The 16,496-nt window shown below is 60.7% G+C and carries 16 protein-coding genes; 6 read left to right on the top strand and 10 right to left on the bottom strand.

The features are described 5' to 3' along the window. The first annotated feature begins 19 nt into the window (after window positions 1-19). Entirely contained in the window at window positions 20-733 is a 714-nt protein-coding gene (locus AC1DPX_RS30620; protein WP_477241437.1) for a hypothetical protein, read from the top strand. Window positions 734-1,723: 990 nt separating this feature from the next. On the opposite strand, the gene AC1DPX_RS30615 is transcribed toward AC1DPX_RS30620, so the two are convergent. From AC1DPX_RS30615 to AC1DPX_RS30595, 5 genes are all read right to left on the bottom strand, one after another. Next, window positions 1,724-2,107, bottom strand: coding sequence for a RidA family protein (locus AC1DPX_RS30615; protein ID WP_477241435.1), 384 nt, complete (start codon window positions 2,105-2,107; stop codon window positions 1,724-1,726). A gap of 713 nt (window positions 2,108-2,820) precedes the next feature. After that, on the bottom strand, window positions 2,821-3,582 hold the full coding sequence (locus tag AC1DPX_RS30610; protein WP_477241433.1) for a molybdopterin-dependent oxidoreductase: 762 nt from the start codon (window positions 3,580-3,582) through the stop codon (window positions 2,821-2,823). Next, window positions 3,582-4,424, bottom strand: a complete 843-nt coding sequence (locus AC1DPX_RS30605) for a cytochrome b/b6 domain-containing protein (protein WP_477241431.1) — start codon at window positions 4,422-4,424, stop codon at window positions 3,582-3,584. Before AC1DPX_RS30605 ends, AC1DPX_RS30610 begins: the two co-directional genes overlap by 1 nt. Window positions 4,425-4,492: 68 nt before the next feature. Beyond that, window positions 4,493-4,870, bottom strand: coding sequence for a hypothetical protein (locus AC1DPX_RS30600; protein WP_477241429.1), 378 nt, complete (start codon window positions 4,868-4,870; stop codon window positions 4,493-4,495). A 180-nt stretch (window positions 4,871-5,050) separates the two neighbouring features. Continuing rightward, window positions 5,051-5,956: a LysR family transcriptional regulator gene (locus AC1DPX_RS30595; protein ID WP_477241427.1), complete on the bottom strand. Its 906-nt coding sequence runs from the start codon at window positions 5,954-5,956 to the stop codon at window positions 5,051-5,053. Between the two features lie 121 nt (window positions 5,957-6,077). On the opposite strand from AC1DPX_RS30595, the gene AC1DPX_RS30590 reads away from it, so the two are divergent. From AC1DPX_RS30590 to AC1DPX_RS30570, 5 genes are all read left to right on the top strand, one after another. Next, complete coding sequence (locus tag AC1DPX_RS30590) at window positions 6,078-6,626, top strand: carboxymuconolactone decarboxylase family protein (RefSeq protein WP_477241425.1); 549 nt, start codon at window positions 6,078-6,080, stop codon at window positions 6,624-6,626. A 61-nt stretch (window positions 6,627-6,687) separates the two neighbouring features. Next, window positions 6,688-7,152 (top strand): nuclear transport factor 2 family protein, encoded by a 465-nt coding sequence (locus tag AC1DPX_RS30585; RefSeq protein WP_477241423.1) that lies wholly within the window; start codon window positions 6,688-6,690, stop codon window positions 7,150-7,152. A 10-nt stretch (window positions 7,153-7,162) separates the two neighbouring features. Continuing rightward, window positions 7,163-7,783, top strand: coding sequence for a pyridoxamine 5'-phosphate oxidase family protein (locus AC1DPX_RS30580; protein ID WP_477241549.1), 621 nt, complete (start codon window positions 7,163-7,165; stop codon window positions 7,781-7,783). Window positions 7,784-7,906: 123 nt separating this feature from the next. Next, window positions 7,907-8,572 carry a glutathione S-transferase family protein gene (locus AC1DPX_RS30575; protein WP_477241421.1) on the top strand — a complete coding sequence of 222 codons (666 nt, stop codon included), beginning with the start codon at window positions 7,907-7,909 and terminating at the stop codon, window positions 8,570-8,572. Between the two features lie 404 nt (window positions 8,573-8,976). Then, entirely contained in the window at window positions 8,977-9,984 is a 1,008-nt protein-coding gene (locus AC1DPX_RS30570) for an alpha/beta fold hydrolase (protein ID WP_477241419.1), read from the top strand. A gap of 316 nt (window positions 9,985-10,300) precedes the next feature. Here AC1DPX_RS30570 and AC1DPX_RS30565 read toward each other — a convergent pair whose 3' ends face one another. From AC1DPX_RS30565 to AC1DPX_RS30545, 5 genes are read right to left on the bottom strand one after another with little or no spacing between them, the layout of a single operon-like run. After that, a complete protein-coding gene (locus AC1DPX_RS30565; protein WP_477241417.1) occupies window positions 10,301-12,451 on the bottom strand; it encodes a type IV secretory system conjugative DNA transfer family protein in 2,151 nt (716 codons plus the stop codon). Between the two features lie 13 nt (window positions 12,452-12,464). Next, complete coding sequence (gene virB11, locus AC1DPX_RS30560; protein WP_477241415.1) at window positions 12,465-13,490, bottom strand: P-type DNA transfer ATPase VirB11; 1,026 nt, start codon at window positions 13,488-13,490, stop codon at window positions 12,465-12,467. After that, window positions 13,487-14,950: a type IV secretion system protein VirB10 gene (virB10, locus tag AC1DPX_RS30555; protein ID WP_477241413.1), complete on the bottom strand. Its 1,464-nt coding sequence runs from the start codon at window positions 14,948-14,950 to the stop codon at window positions 13,487-13,489. Before virB10 ends, virB11 begins: the two co-directional genes overlap by 4 nt. Further along, window positions 14,950-15,750 (bottom strand): TrbG/VirB9 family P-type conjugative transfer protein, encoded by an 801-nt coding sequence (locus tag AC1DPX_RS30550; protein ID WP_477241411.1) that lies wholly within the window; start codon window positions 15,748-15,750, stop codon window positions 14,950-14,952. The genes virB10 and AC1DPX_RS30550 overlap by 1 nt, the downstream gene beginning before the upstream one ends. Then, a complete protein-coding gene (locus tag AC1DPX_RS30545; RefSeq protein WP_477241409.1) occupies window positions 15,747-16,466 on the bottom strand; it encodes a VirB8 family type IV secretion system protein in 720 nt (239 codons plus the stop codon). The genes AC1DPX_RS30550 and AC1DPX_RS30545 overlap by 4 nt, the downstream gene beginning before the upstream one ends. Window positions 16,467-16,496: the final 30 nt, after the last annotated feature.

Raw genomic sequence — 16,496 nt, 5'->3', positions numbered from 1 at the left:
GCAACGTGGGCTCGGCACAATGATCGAAATAGCGGCTGTTCGCCATCATCTGTCGCTGGAGCGGCGAAGTGTGACCGAAATCGCAACCGGCTTGTCGATTTCTGCGATGGTCGGCGCGACGCTTTATAATCTCGGTTTCTTTGCGCCCGTTGAGTGGAGTCTCATCTCCGTGCTCACCGTGCAAGACCTGTTGATTGGAGCATCGATTGCACTGCTCCCTATGTCGGTCGCGGCGTGGATAGCGCTGTTCATTGCCCGCTTTATTGCAGATGCGCCAAAGCGCCCAGTGCGCACGGTAGCGATTTCAATGACGTTGATGGCGGTCGGCCTCGCTGGCTCCTGGTACTTCTATCAGGGACCTCATCAATCGACCGGAGGGCATCTTGGGTTTGCCTACTTGCTGCTCGCTGGCCTGGCGTCCCTTTCCAATCTGATATTCAGGGCGCGAGCCGTGGGTTTGGTTTGGCTCGCCTTCTCATTGATTTATGTCCCGTTTTCTTGCGGCGCTGCTGATAGTCTTCGGACCGTCTCGAGCTTGTCGGCCGCGACAACTGAGGTCGAGACCGACAAGGGCGTAATTAGCGGTCGCATTCTGAGGATGACTTCCGGATTCGCCATCATTTTCGACGGAAAGGCCATAGTTGTGTTGCCGCTTAGCAAGATCCGAAGCATGCGGCGACTGTACGCCGACACGCCTGAGATCGACTACCTGAAGGGTGGCACGCCGGACTGAGCCTCAGCTCTGGCATTGGCAAGCGGGCAGCCTGTGTTCGGACATTTAGGCTGCCTCAACGCGGAAAATCCCCATGCGCGACGTGGGCCCGATCGAGACCACTGGACGGAACCATGAACATCCGCTTCCGCGCTGTCGACCCGAGGCTGCCGGACCCCAATCGCCATAACCGGACTCTCTAGCCGATTACCGACCTGGTCTCGCACCACTGCGTGCACCGCGACGCCGCCAGACTTGGCATGCTCTCGACACACGCTGCAACATTGCCGCCGTCGCAATAGATGCCACCGTTTCTCGACGATGATGTCTCCCACATTCACCCCGATGTGGAACTCGATCCGCTGCTCTTCCGTCCGCTTCTGCACTGCTGCGCGGCGTGCTGGGGATCGTCGAGCTTCTGGCCGCGCTCCTGCTACTACTCCCTCGTAGCCTCAAAGAATACTACTTCACCGGGCCACCTGTGATGGACGTGAGTTCCCCGATCACGTCAAACGCCTTGATGCTCAATGTCGGGTCACCTTTCATCTCGCAATCATTGGCCCGTCCGAAGTTAAGCGGCCCCGCTGATAATCGTGGTTGCGCCTTTAGGGCATCGTGGTTCAGACCGCTGGCGGATTAGAACTCATGTTGGCTTTGCGATCGGCTCATCGTTGCTCGTTGGCGTAAACGTTGCTCATCATAGCGCTCCTCCAGCTCTAATCCCGCGATCATACCGCAGGAAGGGAGGAGAGCCGTCCACCGCATCAGAAGCGGAACGTCTGCTTCCGAGATGATAGAGCCAGAAAGCCGACCTTTGTATTCAGCGTAGTGGGCCAACGGCCCAAAGCCGCCTGCCAGCAATGCGCCTGATCTCAGCCGTAGGAGTGACCGTTGTCACTGACTGAAAGCGGACCTTATTGGCAACCACGCTATTGGTCGCGACGACGGCAAAAGCTAACACTCAGCGCCAACGAGACGAACGTCTCGATTTGGGCCGACAGCGGGACCGTACTATGAGCGGGCGGCGATCGCCTGGACCTTGATCTTCCCGCCGAATGGCAGCTTCGCGGCTTGATAGATGGTTCTGGCGGGACGCCGGCCTTCGGGAAAAAGGCTCCCATAAAGTCTATTGACCTCCTCTACGTCTTCTAGATCAATGAAAGCCAAGTCGACATAAACAATGTCGCTTCTCGAGAAACCGGCCGCTTCCGCGATCCTGAACATATGTCCAAAAGCGGTTTCTGCTTCCTCCCGCGCGGTGCCAGCCATATGAGATCCGTCTGGGCCGATCGAGAGTTGGCCACTGATCCAGCATTGATTCCCGACAACTACCGCATTGCTGATTGGGGATGGAGAAGGCGGCACGCCCTCGACTTCGACGATGTATCGCTTCACAGCACCACTCCCGTTCTGAGGTTTCTTTCGCGTTGATCTGACTGCACCGAAAGGTTCCGCTGCAACCAACAAATAYGCCGCGCAATCGCTTTGGACCGGTTCCAGGCAGGCTCGGGGGAAGGTCGAGTTCAATCGCTTCCTAGCGCACAGGTAGCGATTGCCTTTTGAACGGCCGCAGTCCCTGTTGCCGGCTACCCGAGGTTAGCGGCAGCCCAGCGGCCGCTCTGAGTCCGGCCGCCATAGCCGTACGCGTCACCGCAGGCCGCGTGCGCATAGACGTAGCACTCCTTGTGAAGGGGGCCAAGCAGCGCCTGCATGCCGGAAAAGGCTGATCTGACGAAACAAGCCGTTTCGGCATTTGTGTTGGTCCCTCCGGTGCTCTCGATCTCGAACCAGAAGTTTGAAAGGTCAGCTTCGGTGGCGTGTCTGCCGCCTATGACCAGCTTTCTGGATCAGCTTCTTCAACCAATACTGTGGTGACGGAGGGATCTTTGCCCCCACCGTTCCGCTCCCAGGCGCGCCGCCAGGGCTGCTATCTGAAAGCGAAGTCCGGGTTGAGGCTCCGGCGTCACGTAATGGATGGTGATCGTGGGCATGGGCGAATCTCTCCTGAACGGTTTCTCGATGGCCGCCGAGCGAGCCCCGGGGCCGCACTTTTGTTCGATGCAGATCGCTCGCATACGGATCACGCCCGCGAGCGCGGCGCGCCCGGATCAGATTCCCGCGTACCAATCATAGGACCCGGCATCCTCCCAGAAGCCGCCGCGTCCTCCGCCGATCGGCGACAGTGAGGCAACCGCCTCGATCCGCATCACGAACTTGGCCTGCTTGTAGCCCAACTGCCGTTCGACCCGCAGCCGAACCGGCGCGCCATGGCCGACCGCAAGGTTGCCGTCGTTCATGCCATAGGCAACGATCGTCTGCGGGTGGAAAGCATCAACCAGGTCGATGCTTTCGTAATAGGCCGCACCACCGAAGTCGTCGGCACAGTGGAATACGATGAAGCGGGCGTCGGCGCCTAGCCGCACCTCGTTGAGGATCGCCCACAGCGGAACCCCGGTCCATTTGCCGATGGCGCTCCAACCTTCAACGCAGTCGTGCCGGGTGATCTGGGTACGAACCGGAAGGTTCCGCAGGTCGGCCAGCGAATAGCGGCGCGGCGCTTCTACCAGCCCGCCGACGTCGAGGCGCCAGTTGGCGAAACCCTCCGCCTGGTGCGCCCGGTATTGCGCGGACCGCGGCTGGGTGTTGCCGTTGGTGCGAAAGTCGGGCGATAATTGCGAAGCGCCGAACTCACGCGCCAGAGTGTTTGGGGCGAACAGACGATGGGTCCGGTATGCGAGGGCCTCGCCAGTCGAAAGCACAAGGTCGCGGAAGCTTGGGCTGGCGCCCATGCGGTCGCAGCCAACCAGCAGGGCGGGGGTGGCGAGGGCGAGGCCGGTCAGCAGCGTGCGGCGGGAAATCGCGGGTGACATCAGGGCTTCTCCTCGGGAAGGCGGAACCAGCCGGTAATCATCGACCGGATCTCGTTGAACGGGCCGGCAAGCACGACCATCGCCAGGTGGACCAGGACGAACAGCACCAGCAGAGCTGCGGCAATAAAGTGGATCGACCGCGCCGATTGCCGCCCGCCGAACACGTCGAGCAGCCAGGGCAGAGCGGCGTCGAGACCGGGCGACATAGTCATCCCTGTCAACACCATCGTCGGCAACAGCACGCAGAGAACGCCGAGGTAGGCGGCTTTCTGGAGAATGTTGTAGCGCAGCGCCGCAACCCCCTTGGGGAAATTGAGCGTGGCATGGTGACGGATGTCCTGCCAGATGTGGTGGGCGTGAAGCTCGTCCCTGCGGGGCAAGAGGTCGCCGCGCAAATGGCCGTTCGTCAGACTTCTCAGGCCGTATGCGGCCAACGCGGTAGCGAACAGCCACGCGAAACTCAGGTGCCATCGCCGTGACATGCCCAAATCGTAACCCGAGGGAATCGTCGCCCATTCGGGGAAAGCGCGTGCACGGGACTGGCCGGTGCGATCGGTCCATTGACCGAGGAAGCCGGTCGTAGCGATGCTCTGGCTACCAATGCGCAGGAAGCCCTGCCCGCCATCACTTCCGATCTCCAGCCATGCATGGTCTGGATTGGCCCCATACTGGCCCCAGTAAAGTCTCGGATGCGCGTTGAAGATCATTAGCCCGCTCATCAGCAGGATCACCATCGTCACGGCGCTGATCCAGTGCCACAGGCGGGTGGACAAGCGGTGGCGGCGTACCATGTCGCCGCCTTTCGGCGCCACTTCCGGGGCGGCAATCGAGGAGATTCGCATTTCTATGATCCTCGGGAATGGTTCAGGAAGGCGGCGACGCTGCGCGGGCGAGCGCCGCCGCCAGCGGCTCAGTGAGCGACTGCATGCATCGCATCCACAGCCATCATGTCGGCGTGGCCAGCGCAGGCATCGACCGTCGCGATCACGTCGTCGTGGCTTGCCGCCATGGGGCCGGTCGCCGGCGCGTCATTGGCCATCGCATCAGTCGCCATCGCATCGGTCGCCATGGCATCGGCGCCAGTGGCGGCCATGGTTGCCATTGCCTGCATCTGCCCGGCGGCGTCCATCATCGAAAACTCTGCACAGGTCATCCCGGGACCGGCACCCATGGCGCCGGCTTCGGCGCGGGCGGGCAGGCCGAGACTAAGGGTCAGCGCGACAGCCTGCAGCAGGAGTGCTGCATCTCTGTGCAGGGCGAGGCGACGGAAGGCGGCAAGGCGGGACATTAACGTATTCCTTTTTCGGGAGGCTCAGCAGGATTGCTTGGGCACCGGTTGAGTACTCCCGTCCCCGGCGTTCCGATATCGGGCAAAGCCGAGAGCCATGCTTTCAGGTTGCGGAATGTCGGAGGCAGCAGACGGCAATCGCAGGCTTGGCCGGTTGGCTGAGCGCGGGTGGTCTTGACCCTAGGCGCCTACCGGCTGTAGCGCAGCCTTCAGTCGCGGTGCGGCAAAGTCGAGGAAGGCACGCAACTTCAGCGGCAGCTGCCCCTGAGCCGCGTAGACCAGACTGACTGGCCAGGCTGGCGGCTGGAATCCGGTCAGCACCAGTTGCAAGCGTCCCAAACGGACCGCCTCGATGACCTGGTAGGACAGCACTCGGGCTATCCCTAACCCGGCACTGGCGGCATCAATTGCAGATTCGGCAATATTGACCACCAGCCTCGGCGTAATAGCCACGATCCGGTCGTTTCCGCCGTCGCGGAACAACCAGCCGTCGCTTGAGGTCAGGATGTCGAAGGCAATGCAATCGTGCCCTGACAAGGCCTCCAGCGCGTCGGGCACGCCGCGTTGCGCCAGATATTGCGGACTCGCGCAGGCGATTCGATGCACTTCGCCCAGCCTGATCGCCATCTGGCTGCTGTCCGGCAGATTTCCGATCCTCAGCGCGACGTCGATGTGGTCTTCCAGCAGATGCGCAATCCGGTCGGCCTGAATCAGCCGCACGTCGATCTCAGGATACGCTTTCAGGAACTCAGCTATCACAGGCAGCATATGTGCGCGCCCGAACGCTACCGGCGCGGCCACAACCAGGCTGCCCCGTGGCGCGCTGTATTCGCCGGCCGCGGCACGTTCTGCCTCATCAATCTGCTCCAGGATGCGCTGGCAGGCCGTGGTGTAGCTGCGGCCCGCATCGGTCAGACTCAACTGCCGGCTCGAGCGGATCACCAGCCGCGCGCCAAGGTGATCCTCAAGCTCGGAAAGCTTGCGGCTGATGGTCGGCAGCGGCATCCCCAATTTTCGCCCGGCGCCAGACAGCGAGCCCGCCTGGACCACGGCGAGCAGCACGGTCATTGCATCAATGCGGTCCATTAAAGTTCCGAAAATCGGAAGGATAGGTTCCGAGATTATCGGATGCCAGGCGACAATGAAAGCTGGCATTTGTCGTTCGTCCGGCCAATGCGGCCTGTACCGAACCCAGAGGACATAAAAGATGACCCGTCTCCCCACTCCCGCGACCATCGCCGACGCGCCGCAGGCGTCGCAGCCGATGCTTGAAGCAGTCCAGAAACAGCTCGGAGTGGTGCCGAACCTATTCCGGACGGTGGCGACCAGCCCTGCTGCGCTGGAAGGCTATCTCGGCCTCTCCGGTGCGCTGGCCAAGGGCTGGCTGCCAGCGCCGACACGCGAAAGGATCGCCCTCGCGGTGGCTGAGATCAATGGCTGTGGTTATTGCCTGGCCGCTCACACCTATCTCGGCCGCAACCTGGCCAAGCTCGACGACGCAGAGATCCTCGCCAATCGGCACGGCGGCTCGAACGACCCCAAGGCCGATGCCGCGGTCCGCTTCGCCGCCAGCATTGTCCACCAGCGTGGCCATGTCTCAGATGAAGAAGTCCGTGCAGTGCGCCTTGCCGGTTATGACGACGCCCAGATCATTGAGATCGTGCAGCACGTTGCGCTCAACACTTGGACCAACTACCTCAACTCAGTCGCCGGAACCGAGATCGATTTCCCGGTCGCCTCCGCCTTGGCCGCATGACACGTCCGCTCGCTGCCGCGGTCTCGGCCACGGCAGCGCACTTGTCCGAAGGAGCCTCCTCATGAGCCGACCGCCGCTTCCGCCCTTCACGCCCGAGACCGCTGCCCAGAAGGTCCGCCTTGCCGAGGATGGCTGGAACAGCCGCGATCCGGCGCGCGTCGCGCTTGCCTATACGGCCGACAGCCAGTGGCGCAACCGCGCCGATTTCATACAGGGCCGTGACGCAATCCAAGCCTTCCTCGTCGCCAAATGGCAGCGCGAGCAGGACTACCGGCTGATCAAGGAAGTCTGGGCATGGTGCGACAACCGTATCGCCGTCCGCTTTGCCTATGAGTGGCACGACAGCGAGGGAAAGTGGTTCCGCAGTTATGGCAATGAGAATTGGCAGTTCGACGAGGATGGGCTGATGTGTCGACGTATCGCCAGCATCAACGATCTCGCCATCGACCCAGGGAAGCGCCTGTTTTTCTGGACGCCGGGACGCCGGCCCGACGACCATCCAGGGTTGGGCGATCTGGGATTGTGAGTTGTCGACGATGGCGGACGAGCCCACCCACTCCAGCGACGTGGCCTTCACACCGATGGTCAAGGCGATCCAGAGCCGCAGAGGTTCTCGGCGGGCATATGCCCATCAGGAACAACGCGGCGGCTGGTCCACAGCGATCGACGCAGCGCTGAAGGTGTTCATCGAAGCGCAGACCAGCGTGTTCCTGGCCACCGCCAATGCAGAAGGGCAGCCTTATATCCAGCATCGTGGTGGTCCGGCCGGTTTTCTCAAGGTGCTCGACGACAGCACCATCGGCTTTGTCGATTTCGCCGGCAACAGGCAATTCATTACGACCGGCAACCTAGCCGAGAACTCGAAAGCCTACCTGTTCCTGATCGACTACGCACAACGGCGGCGCATCAAGCTATGGGGCACCGCACGCGTCGTCGAAGGCGATGCTGTGCAAATTGCCGAACTGATGCCCGCCAACTACAAGGCGCGCCCGGAGCAGGTTATCCTCTTCACCGTCGCCGCCTGGGATGCAAACTGTTCGCAGCACATTCCGCAACGGTTCGAAGCCGCCGAAATCGCCGCCGCCCTCGCGCAACGCGACCTGCGCATTGCGGAGCTTGAAGCGGAACTTGCCGCGGTTCGGAAAAGCCGCATCTGAACTTGAATAGGCTTGATCTCGCGAGGGGGAAAGAAACTAAGTCCGCGCTTAGTGCGAATGTCGGGAGATCCCTTGGACGTTTGGTGTATGCTCTCCTAAACTAGGCTCGCGGGGGATGCAGCTATGATCACGTTGTGCGGATTCGGCGTGAGCAATTATTACAACAAACTCAAGCTGGTGTTGCTGGAGAAACAGATACCGTTTCGCGAACGCCTCGTCTACCCGTGGGAGCGCGAGAGCTTCATCAACCAGTCGCCAATCGGGAAAATTCCTTTCATCGAGACCGATGAAGGCGGCCTGTCAGAGTCGCAAGCGATCCTTGAATATCTGGAGGAATGCTTTCCGGCGATCCCGCTCTATCCCAAGGGTAGGTTTGCACGGGCGAAGTGCCGCGAGTTGATCCAGCATCTTGAGCTCAACTCAGAATGGGTCGCCCGCCGGCTCTACAAAGAGTGCTTTTTTGGGGGCAGGGTCTCCCAGGAAACCAAGGACGAGGCCAGGAACCGGCTGGTCTTGGGCCTCCAGGCAGTGGCACGTCTGACAGGGTTCGCGCCTTACGCCTGCGGTTCCGAGTTCACCGCTGCGGATTGTGTCGCTTATGTCCACTTTACAATGATCCGGAAGGCGACGCTGGCGATATACGGGGAGGATATTGTGGAGCAATTAGTTCCCGATGCGCCAGCATATATGAGTCGCATGGATGCCCGGCCCCACTTCCGAACGATCATGACCGATCGCGACGTTTCGCTGGAGCTATTCGGTCGAACGGGCGTGGCCTATGAGGGCTAGCTGTCACGCCGGCAAATTCACCTAATCGCGCTTCGGGGCAAACCACGAAGAGCCCAGCACAAAGGCGTTTGGGTGCAGCAAGGTGAATTTCAGGACCCCGCGGCCAATGTCGATCGCCAGACGCGGCTCGTCTCGGCTAGCGACAGTCGCATCTTCGCCCGGACCATAAGCTAAGCGGGAAGGTGTGGCTCCCGGTCCGATACCCGCTTGAAGGTTCCTAGCGGCGGGCAAGGGGAGCGTGGGCGTTGCAGGCAGGCTGCCGCAAGCAACTTCCGCATCGCTCAAACCCGCCCCAGCGGTCCCGAAAAATGAAAGGATGGATCCCGGATTGACCGGATACCGCGAGATCAGCGCCGCGCCTATCCCTTGTCCCGCAAGATCCCATTCACAGAAGGACCCAGATCATGAAACATGTTCGATCGATCAATTCGCTGCGTGCTGCGTTTGTGGCAGGTGCGCTTCTGACAGGCGTACCCTTTGCCGAATCGGCTTCGCTTGTCGCCCCTGAGGCCGGAGTGCACACGGCCTCGATCTCGTCCCGCGATGTCACTTATAAATCGATGACCATCGACGGGCTTAACATAGCTTATCGCGAAGCGGGCGACCCCAACGCGCCTAAGCTCGTGCTACTGATGGGATTCCCGGCATCCGGCCATCAATACCGGAAGCTCATCGACGAGTTGTCCGACCGCTTTCATCTCATCGCTCCCGATTATCAAGGCTTCGGGGCCAGCGATGCGCCCAACCCGGCAGACTATGAGTACACCTTCGACAAGCTCGCCGATACGACCAAGAAGTTGCTGGTCGCCAAGGGCTTCGACCATTTCGGGCTTTATGCCCAGGACTATGGTGGCCCGGTCGGCTTCAGAATCGTTACCGAAACGCCTGCCAAGCTCGATTGGCTGATCATCCAGAATACCAACGCATATCCGGAGGGTTTTTCGGCGGCGTGGGACGGCTTCCGCAAGAAGCTGTGGCTCGACCGCTCGGCTGAGAATGAAAAGCCGCTGGCGGCATTTCTGACACACGACGGCATCAAGGGCATTTACCTGGCCGGCGCCGCCCATCCCGAACTGATCAGCCCGGACAATTGGGAATATGACTACGGCATCATGGCCCGTCCCGGTCACGTGCGGCTAAACCTCGACCTGTTCTATGACTATCGCAAGAACGCCGAGCTATACCCTGTGTGGGAGAAATTCCTCCACGATCATCAGCCGCAGACGATTATATTCTGGGGCCAGCATGATCCATTTTTCACTCCCGAAGGTGGGGAAGCCTATCTGCGTGATTTGCCCAAGGCAGAGATGCATCGGCTGGACGCCGGCCACTTTGCCGCGGAAGACAACGCGCCATTCATTGCCGCGAGCATGAAAACTTTCTACGACAAGACGGTCAAAGAGACAGAGTGAGGGTCCCGCCGGGCCGCCGTTCTCTGCTCGATCGGCGGCCCGCCCCGTTCGTATTTTCCTCCCGTTAAATGGAATGGGTGATGGGAGATGACCAAGTTTGGTATGCTCATTCCTCGGGGCGAGCGCGACATCGCTCCCAAAGGCCAACGCGGCAACTCATTTGATGCCTTGGCGCGAGACATCTCAATTCCGATGTCGATGCGCTCGACCGTTGGCCCAAAAGCCGCCACGCGGCAAGGCTGTGAGACAATCTCTGCCGCTTCCTTAGCCGAAATTGCAATCGGCCCGCTAACAAGCGTGCTTGCGCCTTTAGAGACTACCCGTCGACTACCTCGGGCAAAGTATCTTCGACGACGCACAAATTCCTATCGAAAGCCTCGATATCGGATGCGTGGGCCCGGAGAGACCGCACCTTGTTTAGGATCGCTGCAACGGCCGCTTCCTTGTCGGGCGCTATGCGTGTTGTCACCGCTTTGGCCGCCAAAGCGGTAAAATCTATGGCGGCATAAGCTGGTACGGCTGCAGCGTCTGTTGCTCTCGGCCGGTCCTTCACAAGTGCGCGCCGGGCCAGAGGCGGAGCTATAGCGCCCGCTTTTGCGGCAAATGTCGCGCCGCGCCGCAGCCGCGTCTGCAAGAGGCCTGAGCGATACGCAGGTGCTATCGGCACAATCGCCGGGAGCGTAGGAGATGGAACCGCCGCGGAAGGGTCCAATGCAGGTCTTTTCGTGCGCGAAACCTCGACAGAGGAGGGCAGGGGCATGAACGCGCGTTTGGCGAGCTGACCGTCGGCGAAATAGAAATTGCGTATGCCGAGGATTGGCAGTTCGCCACGCGGCAATATGATGACCTTGTTCCTGTCGAGCGTGCGGATTTCATCTGGCCGCATCAGGGGCCGCCGCACTTCCTTGCGGTGCTCCGAGCGCGTGTAATAAGTGTCAAATAACGTTGCCTTGGTGCGCGTCACGTCCTTTTGGACGTCCGAGGTTTCGCCGAGCTGCTCGGAAACGTAGCGCAGATCGTCGGCGTCCTGCGCACCGAAAAAGATCTGCACGCGAGCGGCGTTGATGAGCGTCTTGCGCCCTTCCTGGCGATAGATCTCGTCTACGGCCTTCAGCGACTGCACGAAAAACCACATGGAGACCCCGTTGCCGCCAAGCACGCTCGCCATTTCGGTCACGTTCTCGAGCTTGCCGAGGTTCTGAAACTCGTCGAGCAGCACAAGCACCGGATGCTCGTCCGGACGCGGCATAGTCTCCGACATGAAGTTCATCATCTGCGTAATCAGGACGTTGAACAACGGTCCAAGCGACGTGATCTGCTCGCGCCGTACGTCGAGATAAAGAGAGATCCGCTCGCGCTTTAGTTTGCGAATATCGAACGTGCTGCGTGAGGTAGCTCGCATCAGGCGCTCGTTGAGAAAGGGGGCCATGCCGGTCCGGACGCCGGCGTAGATTCCGGAAAACTGCCGCTCAGACATTTCGAAATATGGCAACAGGGTCTGCAGCGTGAAATGGGAGCATTCGCGGCGGCGATCCTCACGCAGCGAGCCGACGAATTCGAGGAGCGGCTGCTCGGCGCCGTTCATGATCTCGAGGATTGTGGCAAAGGTCTTCTTCTCGTTTAGGATCGCAGGCGATTCCATGACGAAGGACGCGATGCCGGTAAAAAGCAGGCGGGCGTCGTTAACCCAGTAGGGATCCGCGTTCGAAGGGGGGCGCGGAAACAGTGCCGCAGCGATGTTGCGAAGGTCGATGTCGCGCTGTGAGGAGTCCAGCGAGATGAAGTCCATCGGATTGTAGCATGCGGTATTGCCGTCGGGATCAGCCGGCGCGAAACGCACCACCCGGCTCATGGTGGAACGGTAACCAGCAGTCGCCGCATAGGTCTCGCCCCGCAGGTCGAGAACCACGAGCGAATGCGGCCAGGTCAAGGCGTTCGGGATGATGAGAGACGTACCCTTACCGGAGCGCGGCGGCCCTATGACGAAGCCGCCGACATCGTCGCCATCAATCCACAATTTCTTGCCACCAATCAGCTTGCGCCGCGTCAAGTGGATCTTGCCGGAGCGCGGATCGCGGCTGGGCGACAAAATTTCGGCAAGCCTGCCGCCGGCTCGACCGACGAAGACGCCGCCCACTTTCGTCAGGCCGGTCTTTGATACGTCGCTCATAGTCATGAAGCGAGAGTCATTGCGCTTTCTCGGGCGCATGAGAAACAAGCTCACCAGCGGCAAGAGAAACCCCAATGCTCCTGCCCCAAGGGCGTATTGCACCTGGTCAAAATTCCTCGCCATCGTGTCCGCCAAGGCCTGACGAACAACCGGAAAGGGATTGTCGTTCAGCTGATCGAACAGGACGTGGGAGCCGGTCTGGTACCAACCAGTCGCGGCATAGGCGACCGTGAAAAGCAGGGCGCCCATGGCCATTGCCAAGAGCACCATGAAAATTGCTGTTGCGATTTTCTGCATGGGTGGGGCCTCGCTAGATCGTCTCCGCCTTGGTGAACTTGATCTCGCTGATGCCGCGCCGGCCGCCTTCGGTGCGGACCATCTGGACGACCACCGGAATGACCTCGCGCAGATAGTCGAGGATTTCACTCCGTGAGAGGCCCGTACTGCCCTGCATGACCATGAGCGCCAGGCGCTCGTAGGCGGATCGGGCCGAATTGGCATGAACGGTCGTGAGCGAACCCGGGTGGCCGGTATTGATCGCCTGGAGAAACGCGAAGGTTTCAGCGCCGCGTAACTCGCCCAACAACAGACGGTCGGGTCGCATGCGAAGCGAGGCTTCGAGAAGCTGTTGCGCGGAGACTTTGGCAAGGCCCTGGTCGCCCTTCGAGGCTATCAGCGTGACGTTGTTGGGAGCCGGCAGCCTCAGTTCGCGGGTGTCTTCGATCGTGATGATCCGTTCATGAGCCGGGATCTCCTTCAGGAGTGCATTCAGGAACGTCGTCTTGCCGGTCGACGTGCCGCCTGAAACGACGATCGAGACGCGGTTGCGCACCGCATATTGCAGGAACTCCATCGGCGACGTGTCGTGCAGCATTTCGACAAGTCGCTTTTCTTCGGTTGAAAGCGCCAGGCCGCTGCCCATCGCCGTGTTCTCGAATGCGCCAAGATCCTTGTAGGCATCAAGGCTCATATCCATGATGACCTGTTTGCGGATTGAGATCGCCCCGCCTTCGGGAGCCGCAGGCGGCAAGATGCATTGGATGCGCTCACCCGAAGGTAGCGCGGCCGATAGGACCGGTTTTTCTTCGTTGATAACCTGATTGGTCGCCGAGGCGACGCCCGTCGAGATATTGCGGATCCAGCCGGGTGTCACCTCGCGCTTGACGACGTGCTCCATTTCCTTAGCGCCGAGGCGTTCGATGAACAATTCACCTGGCCTGTTGATCGCAATCTCGGATACCGCATCTTCGTTCAAATAGGGCCAGATCGGTTCCAGATGCGCGCGCAGGACCGGCGCTCTTGCCCACGGGTCAGGGAGGGGATGCACGGCGTTCATTTCACCGGGCTCCCATAGCCGGGATAAAAATGATCTTTTGGCGTCGCGTAAAGAGGCGTCGGATCGATCGCGGTCTTCGGCCGCCCACCTGCCCTCATTCGTGCAACTTCTTCCTGAACCGGATCGGCGTACAAATCCGAGAAATCGAGATCTCGCCGCACCAGCACGACGATGGACGTGCCCTGGTCTACGTAGACTGTCGGGCCAATGTTCTGCGTGTCGCGAAACGCCTCTTGCGCGAGTTGCTGCAAGGCGGTCGATGACTTGTCGAACGCGATACCGCGGGCGTCGCGCTGCGAGCCATTGCCACCATAAGTTACGGTCGTGGTCTCACCGGTTACGGGATCGATCGTCGACACCTGGCGCTGTTGGCCATCTTGCCCGCTATCTCCAAGCGGGGACAGATATTCAGAGACGCCGCCAACGACGGAAAGCATGATGGCGTTGCCGTAGCGTTCAACCCAGTGTGTGTCGACACGGCCGCCCATGCCGCCGCGGCCGAGGGCGTCTGCGCCGGGCGATTTGATATCGACGGAAATGCCGTCCGAGCGAATGACCCTGTTCCACACGATGAACACACGCTTTTGACCGCGCGCGAGTCCCGAGCGGTATTCCCCGGTCAGGCGCGAGCCCTTCGGAATGAGAACCCGCCTGCCGTCGAGCGAAAAGACATCCTCACGCACGACAGCGCGCACCGCACCGGGAAGGTCGGTGTTAACAGCGGTTTCCAAATAGCCGCGAAGGATCGTTCCCTCTGGGATCAACGCATCGGTGCGTCGGAAGACCCTGGCTTTGACAATACTGGAAGAACTTGCCTCTGACTGCGCCAGGAATGCCTTGTTGGGATCGTTGTCGGCGCCGGGGACCGGGATGATCTGACCGTCGGGCGCGATTTCGGCCTGTGCCGCCTGGGCGCCGGTATCCGTCGAGCCGGTTTCACCATTTGTCACCATCTGGTTGGATCGTAGGCGTTCCCACACGGCCTTTTCATGCTCGGCGGCCTCAGCCTTGCGGCGAGCCTCGTCATCAGCCTCGGCCTTGCGGCGGGCTTCTTCCGCCTCGGCCTTGCGGCGAGCTTCCTCGGCCGCCATTTGTGCTTCCAGCGCCCGCCGCTGCGCATCGAGATCCGCGCCCTCCTGCACTGTCTGATCAACGTTGTCGGCTTGTTGCGTGGCCTTCTGGTCGTCAGCCGGTGGCGGCACCACGATCTGGTCGATCGTGCCGTCGGCAGGTTGCGGCGGCTCGTTCAGCGCCGGCGGGCGAAACTCCGGCGGGTTGAAGTGTTCCTCGCCATCGCTGCGAAGATCGCGCGACACTGGCTCTCGAGGCCAGTTCAGCCATATCAACGCGCCCACGAGCACGACGCCGAGGCCGACCAGGGCGATCCTCGTGCCCACACCTGCACCGCGGCCCGCGACCGTCGGGCTGCCGTCCAGTTGGTTATAGTCGATCTGCGTCATCACCGCCCTGCGCTGGATCCGAACAGGGTGGAACCACCTGTCAGTTTCGTTGGACCGTAGACCTGCTCGACCGAGTCGACAGCGTTGGGTCGCGCCCGGTTGTAGAGACAGAGCGTCTTGCCATCGGCTCGCAAGGTGAATTGCCGCGCGACCTTGTCGATGACGGTGTATTTGCCCTGCGTGCGAACGTTGACCAGCGACTCATGGCGCTTGTCGTCGTCGACAACGAAAATCGCCGGAATGTCACCCTTGAACTCCAGAAACACCTTGGTGCCGTCGTCGAATACCGTGCGTGGCTTCAGGCTGTCGTCGCCCTTATAGGCATAGTCGTAATTGAGATCGGCATAGTTCAGATCCTTCAAATCCGGATCGGCGGCGCTCTCCTTGGCCTGCGAGAGCAGGCGGGCGTTCACATCCTCATCCGGGTATTTGAACCGGACCTGGAAGGATGCCCGGTCCCGGTCATTGTCAGTCGCCTGCAGCAGCAAGGAGTAGACGCGCCGGTTGGTGATGACGTTGACGTTGGTCCAAGCATCGCGCTCCAGCGGCTTGACGAACAGAAATCGCGATCCACGTTTGGGAATGATCGACCAGCCCTTCGTGTCGCCGGCGGAGACGGTTTCGATGACTTCAGTCGGGCTGAGCTCGACCATCGTTGAAATGCCAAGAGCTGCCCGCACTGACGTCACGTCGTCGTTATTGAAGGTGACATATCGGATGCGACCGTCGCGTGCAGCCGCGCCGTGGATCGTGCCGAGGAGAAGGGCGGCACACAGCGCTAGCTTCACGCGCCGCCTCATTGCAGGCTCCCCGCGGCCGGCGCCGATTCCTGGTCGCGGCGGTAATCCGTTACCTGAAATCCCAACGGGTTGTCGAAACGCCATTCGTTCTTGAGCGGCGTCGAGGTGTAGCGGAACTTTATCACCGCCACCCAATTGTCGGCGGTGGACGAATTGTCCCGCCGCGTCGTTGTGGCAAAGCGCACCGAGGCTGTGTTGCGGTTGAGCAGGGAAACCGACTTGATCTCGACCGAGATGGTGGCATTGCGGCCATAGATCTTGTCCAGCGATTGCGGATTTGCAGCCGTGAAAAGCCATGTCAAATCCTTGGACGCCGCGTCGGTGGAGTAGAGCTGCGCCAGGTCGTAATTCTGTTTCAGTTCACGGGAATCATAGGTCTCGCGGGCACGGATGTAGCGCACCAGATTGGCCGCCGTGACGGCTTCGTTCTGGGACAAATCTCCAGGCTTGAGCGCGCGCACGATCTCGAGGTAGCCCGTCGATTTGTCGACCTCAACAACGTAGGGTTCGAACTGGCGGAGCGGCAGGATCAACACAAGCGCAAGCAGCGACAGCACCGCCACCAGTCCGGAAAAGCCGCTGACGATCCAGGCCAATGTACGCGATCGCCGCATTGACCTGTGCGTGTCGTCTTCCCAGGTCGCGCCCGCTCTGTAATAGCGCTTGTCGACGAGTTCGCTGCTGCTGTTAGCAGTCGTTTCCGATGGAGTTGACACTTTACTATTGCCTCGTTTGAGTGACGCAAT

Source organism: Mesorhizobium sp. 01N446 (genome assembly GCF_056399285.1).
Note: the sequence above shows the minus strand (reverse complement) of the source record. Positions and strands in the feature narration are given on the sequence as shown.

What these genes read in the sequence shown, in the direction of transcription:
- AC1DPX_RS30620 (WP_477241437.1), top strand. Translation starts at nt 20, where the DNA reads ATGATCGAAATAGCGGCTGTTCGCCATCATCTGTCGCTGGAGCGGCGA.
- AC1DPX_RS30610 (WP_477241433.1), bottom strand. Translation starts at nt 3,582, where the DNA reads ATGTCACCCGCGATTTCCCGCCGCACGCTGCTGACCGGCCTCGCCCTC.
- AC1DPX_RS30605 (WP_477241431.1), bottom strand. Translation starts at nt 4,424, where the DNA reads ATGCGAATCTCCTCGATTGCCGCCCCGGAAGTGGCGCCGAAAGGCGGC.
- AC1DPX_RS30600 (WP_477241429.1), bottom strand. Translation starts at nt 4,870, where the DNA reads ATGTCCCGCCTTGCCGCCTTCCGTCGCCTCGCCCTGCACAGAGATGCA.
- AC1DPX_RS30595 (WP_477241427.1), bottom strand. Translation starts at nt 5,956, where the DNA reads ATGGACCGCATTGATGCAATGACCGTGCTGCTCGCCGTGGTCCAGGCG.
- AC1DPX_RS30590 (WP_477241425.1), top strand. Translation starts at nt 6,078, where the DNA reads ATGACCCGTCTCCCCACTCCCGCGACCATCGCCGACGCGCCGCAGGCG.
- AC1DPX_RS30585 (WP_477241423.1), top strand. Translation starts at nt 6,688, where the DNA reads ATGAGCCGACCGCCGCTTCCGCCCTTCACGCCCGAGACCGCTGCCCAG.
- AC1DPX_RS30580 (WP_477241549.1), top strand. Translation starts at nt 7,163, where the DNA reads ATGGCGGACGAGCCCACCCACTCCAGCGACGTGGCCTTCACACCGATG.
- AC1DPX_RS30575 (WP_477241421.1), top strand. Translation starts at nt 7,907, where the DNA reads ATGATCACGTTGTGCGGATTCGGCGTGAGCAATTATTACAACAAACTC.
- AC1DPX_RS30570 (WP_477241419.1), top strand. Translation starts at nt 8,977, where the DNA reads ATGAAACATGTTCGATCGATCAATTCGCTGCGTGCTGCGTTTGTGGCA.
- AC1DPX_RS30565 (WP_477241417.1), bottom strand. Translation starts at nt 12,451, where the DNA reads ATGCAGAAAATCGCAACAGCAATTTTCATGGTGCTCTTGGCAATGGCC.
- virB11 (WP_477241415.1), bottom strand. Translation starts at nt 13,490, where the DNA reads ATGAACGCCGTGCATCCCCTCCCTGACCCGTGGGCAAGAGCGCCGGTC.
- virB10 (WP_477241413.1), bottom strand. Translation starts at nt 14,950, where the DNA reads ATGACGCAGATCGACTATAACCAACTGGACGGCAGCCCGACGGTCGCG.
- AC1DPX_RS30550 (WP_477241411.1), bottom strand. Translation starts at nt 15,750, where the DNA reads ATGAGGCGGCGCGTGAAGCTAGCGCTGTGTGCCGCCCTTCTCCTCGGC.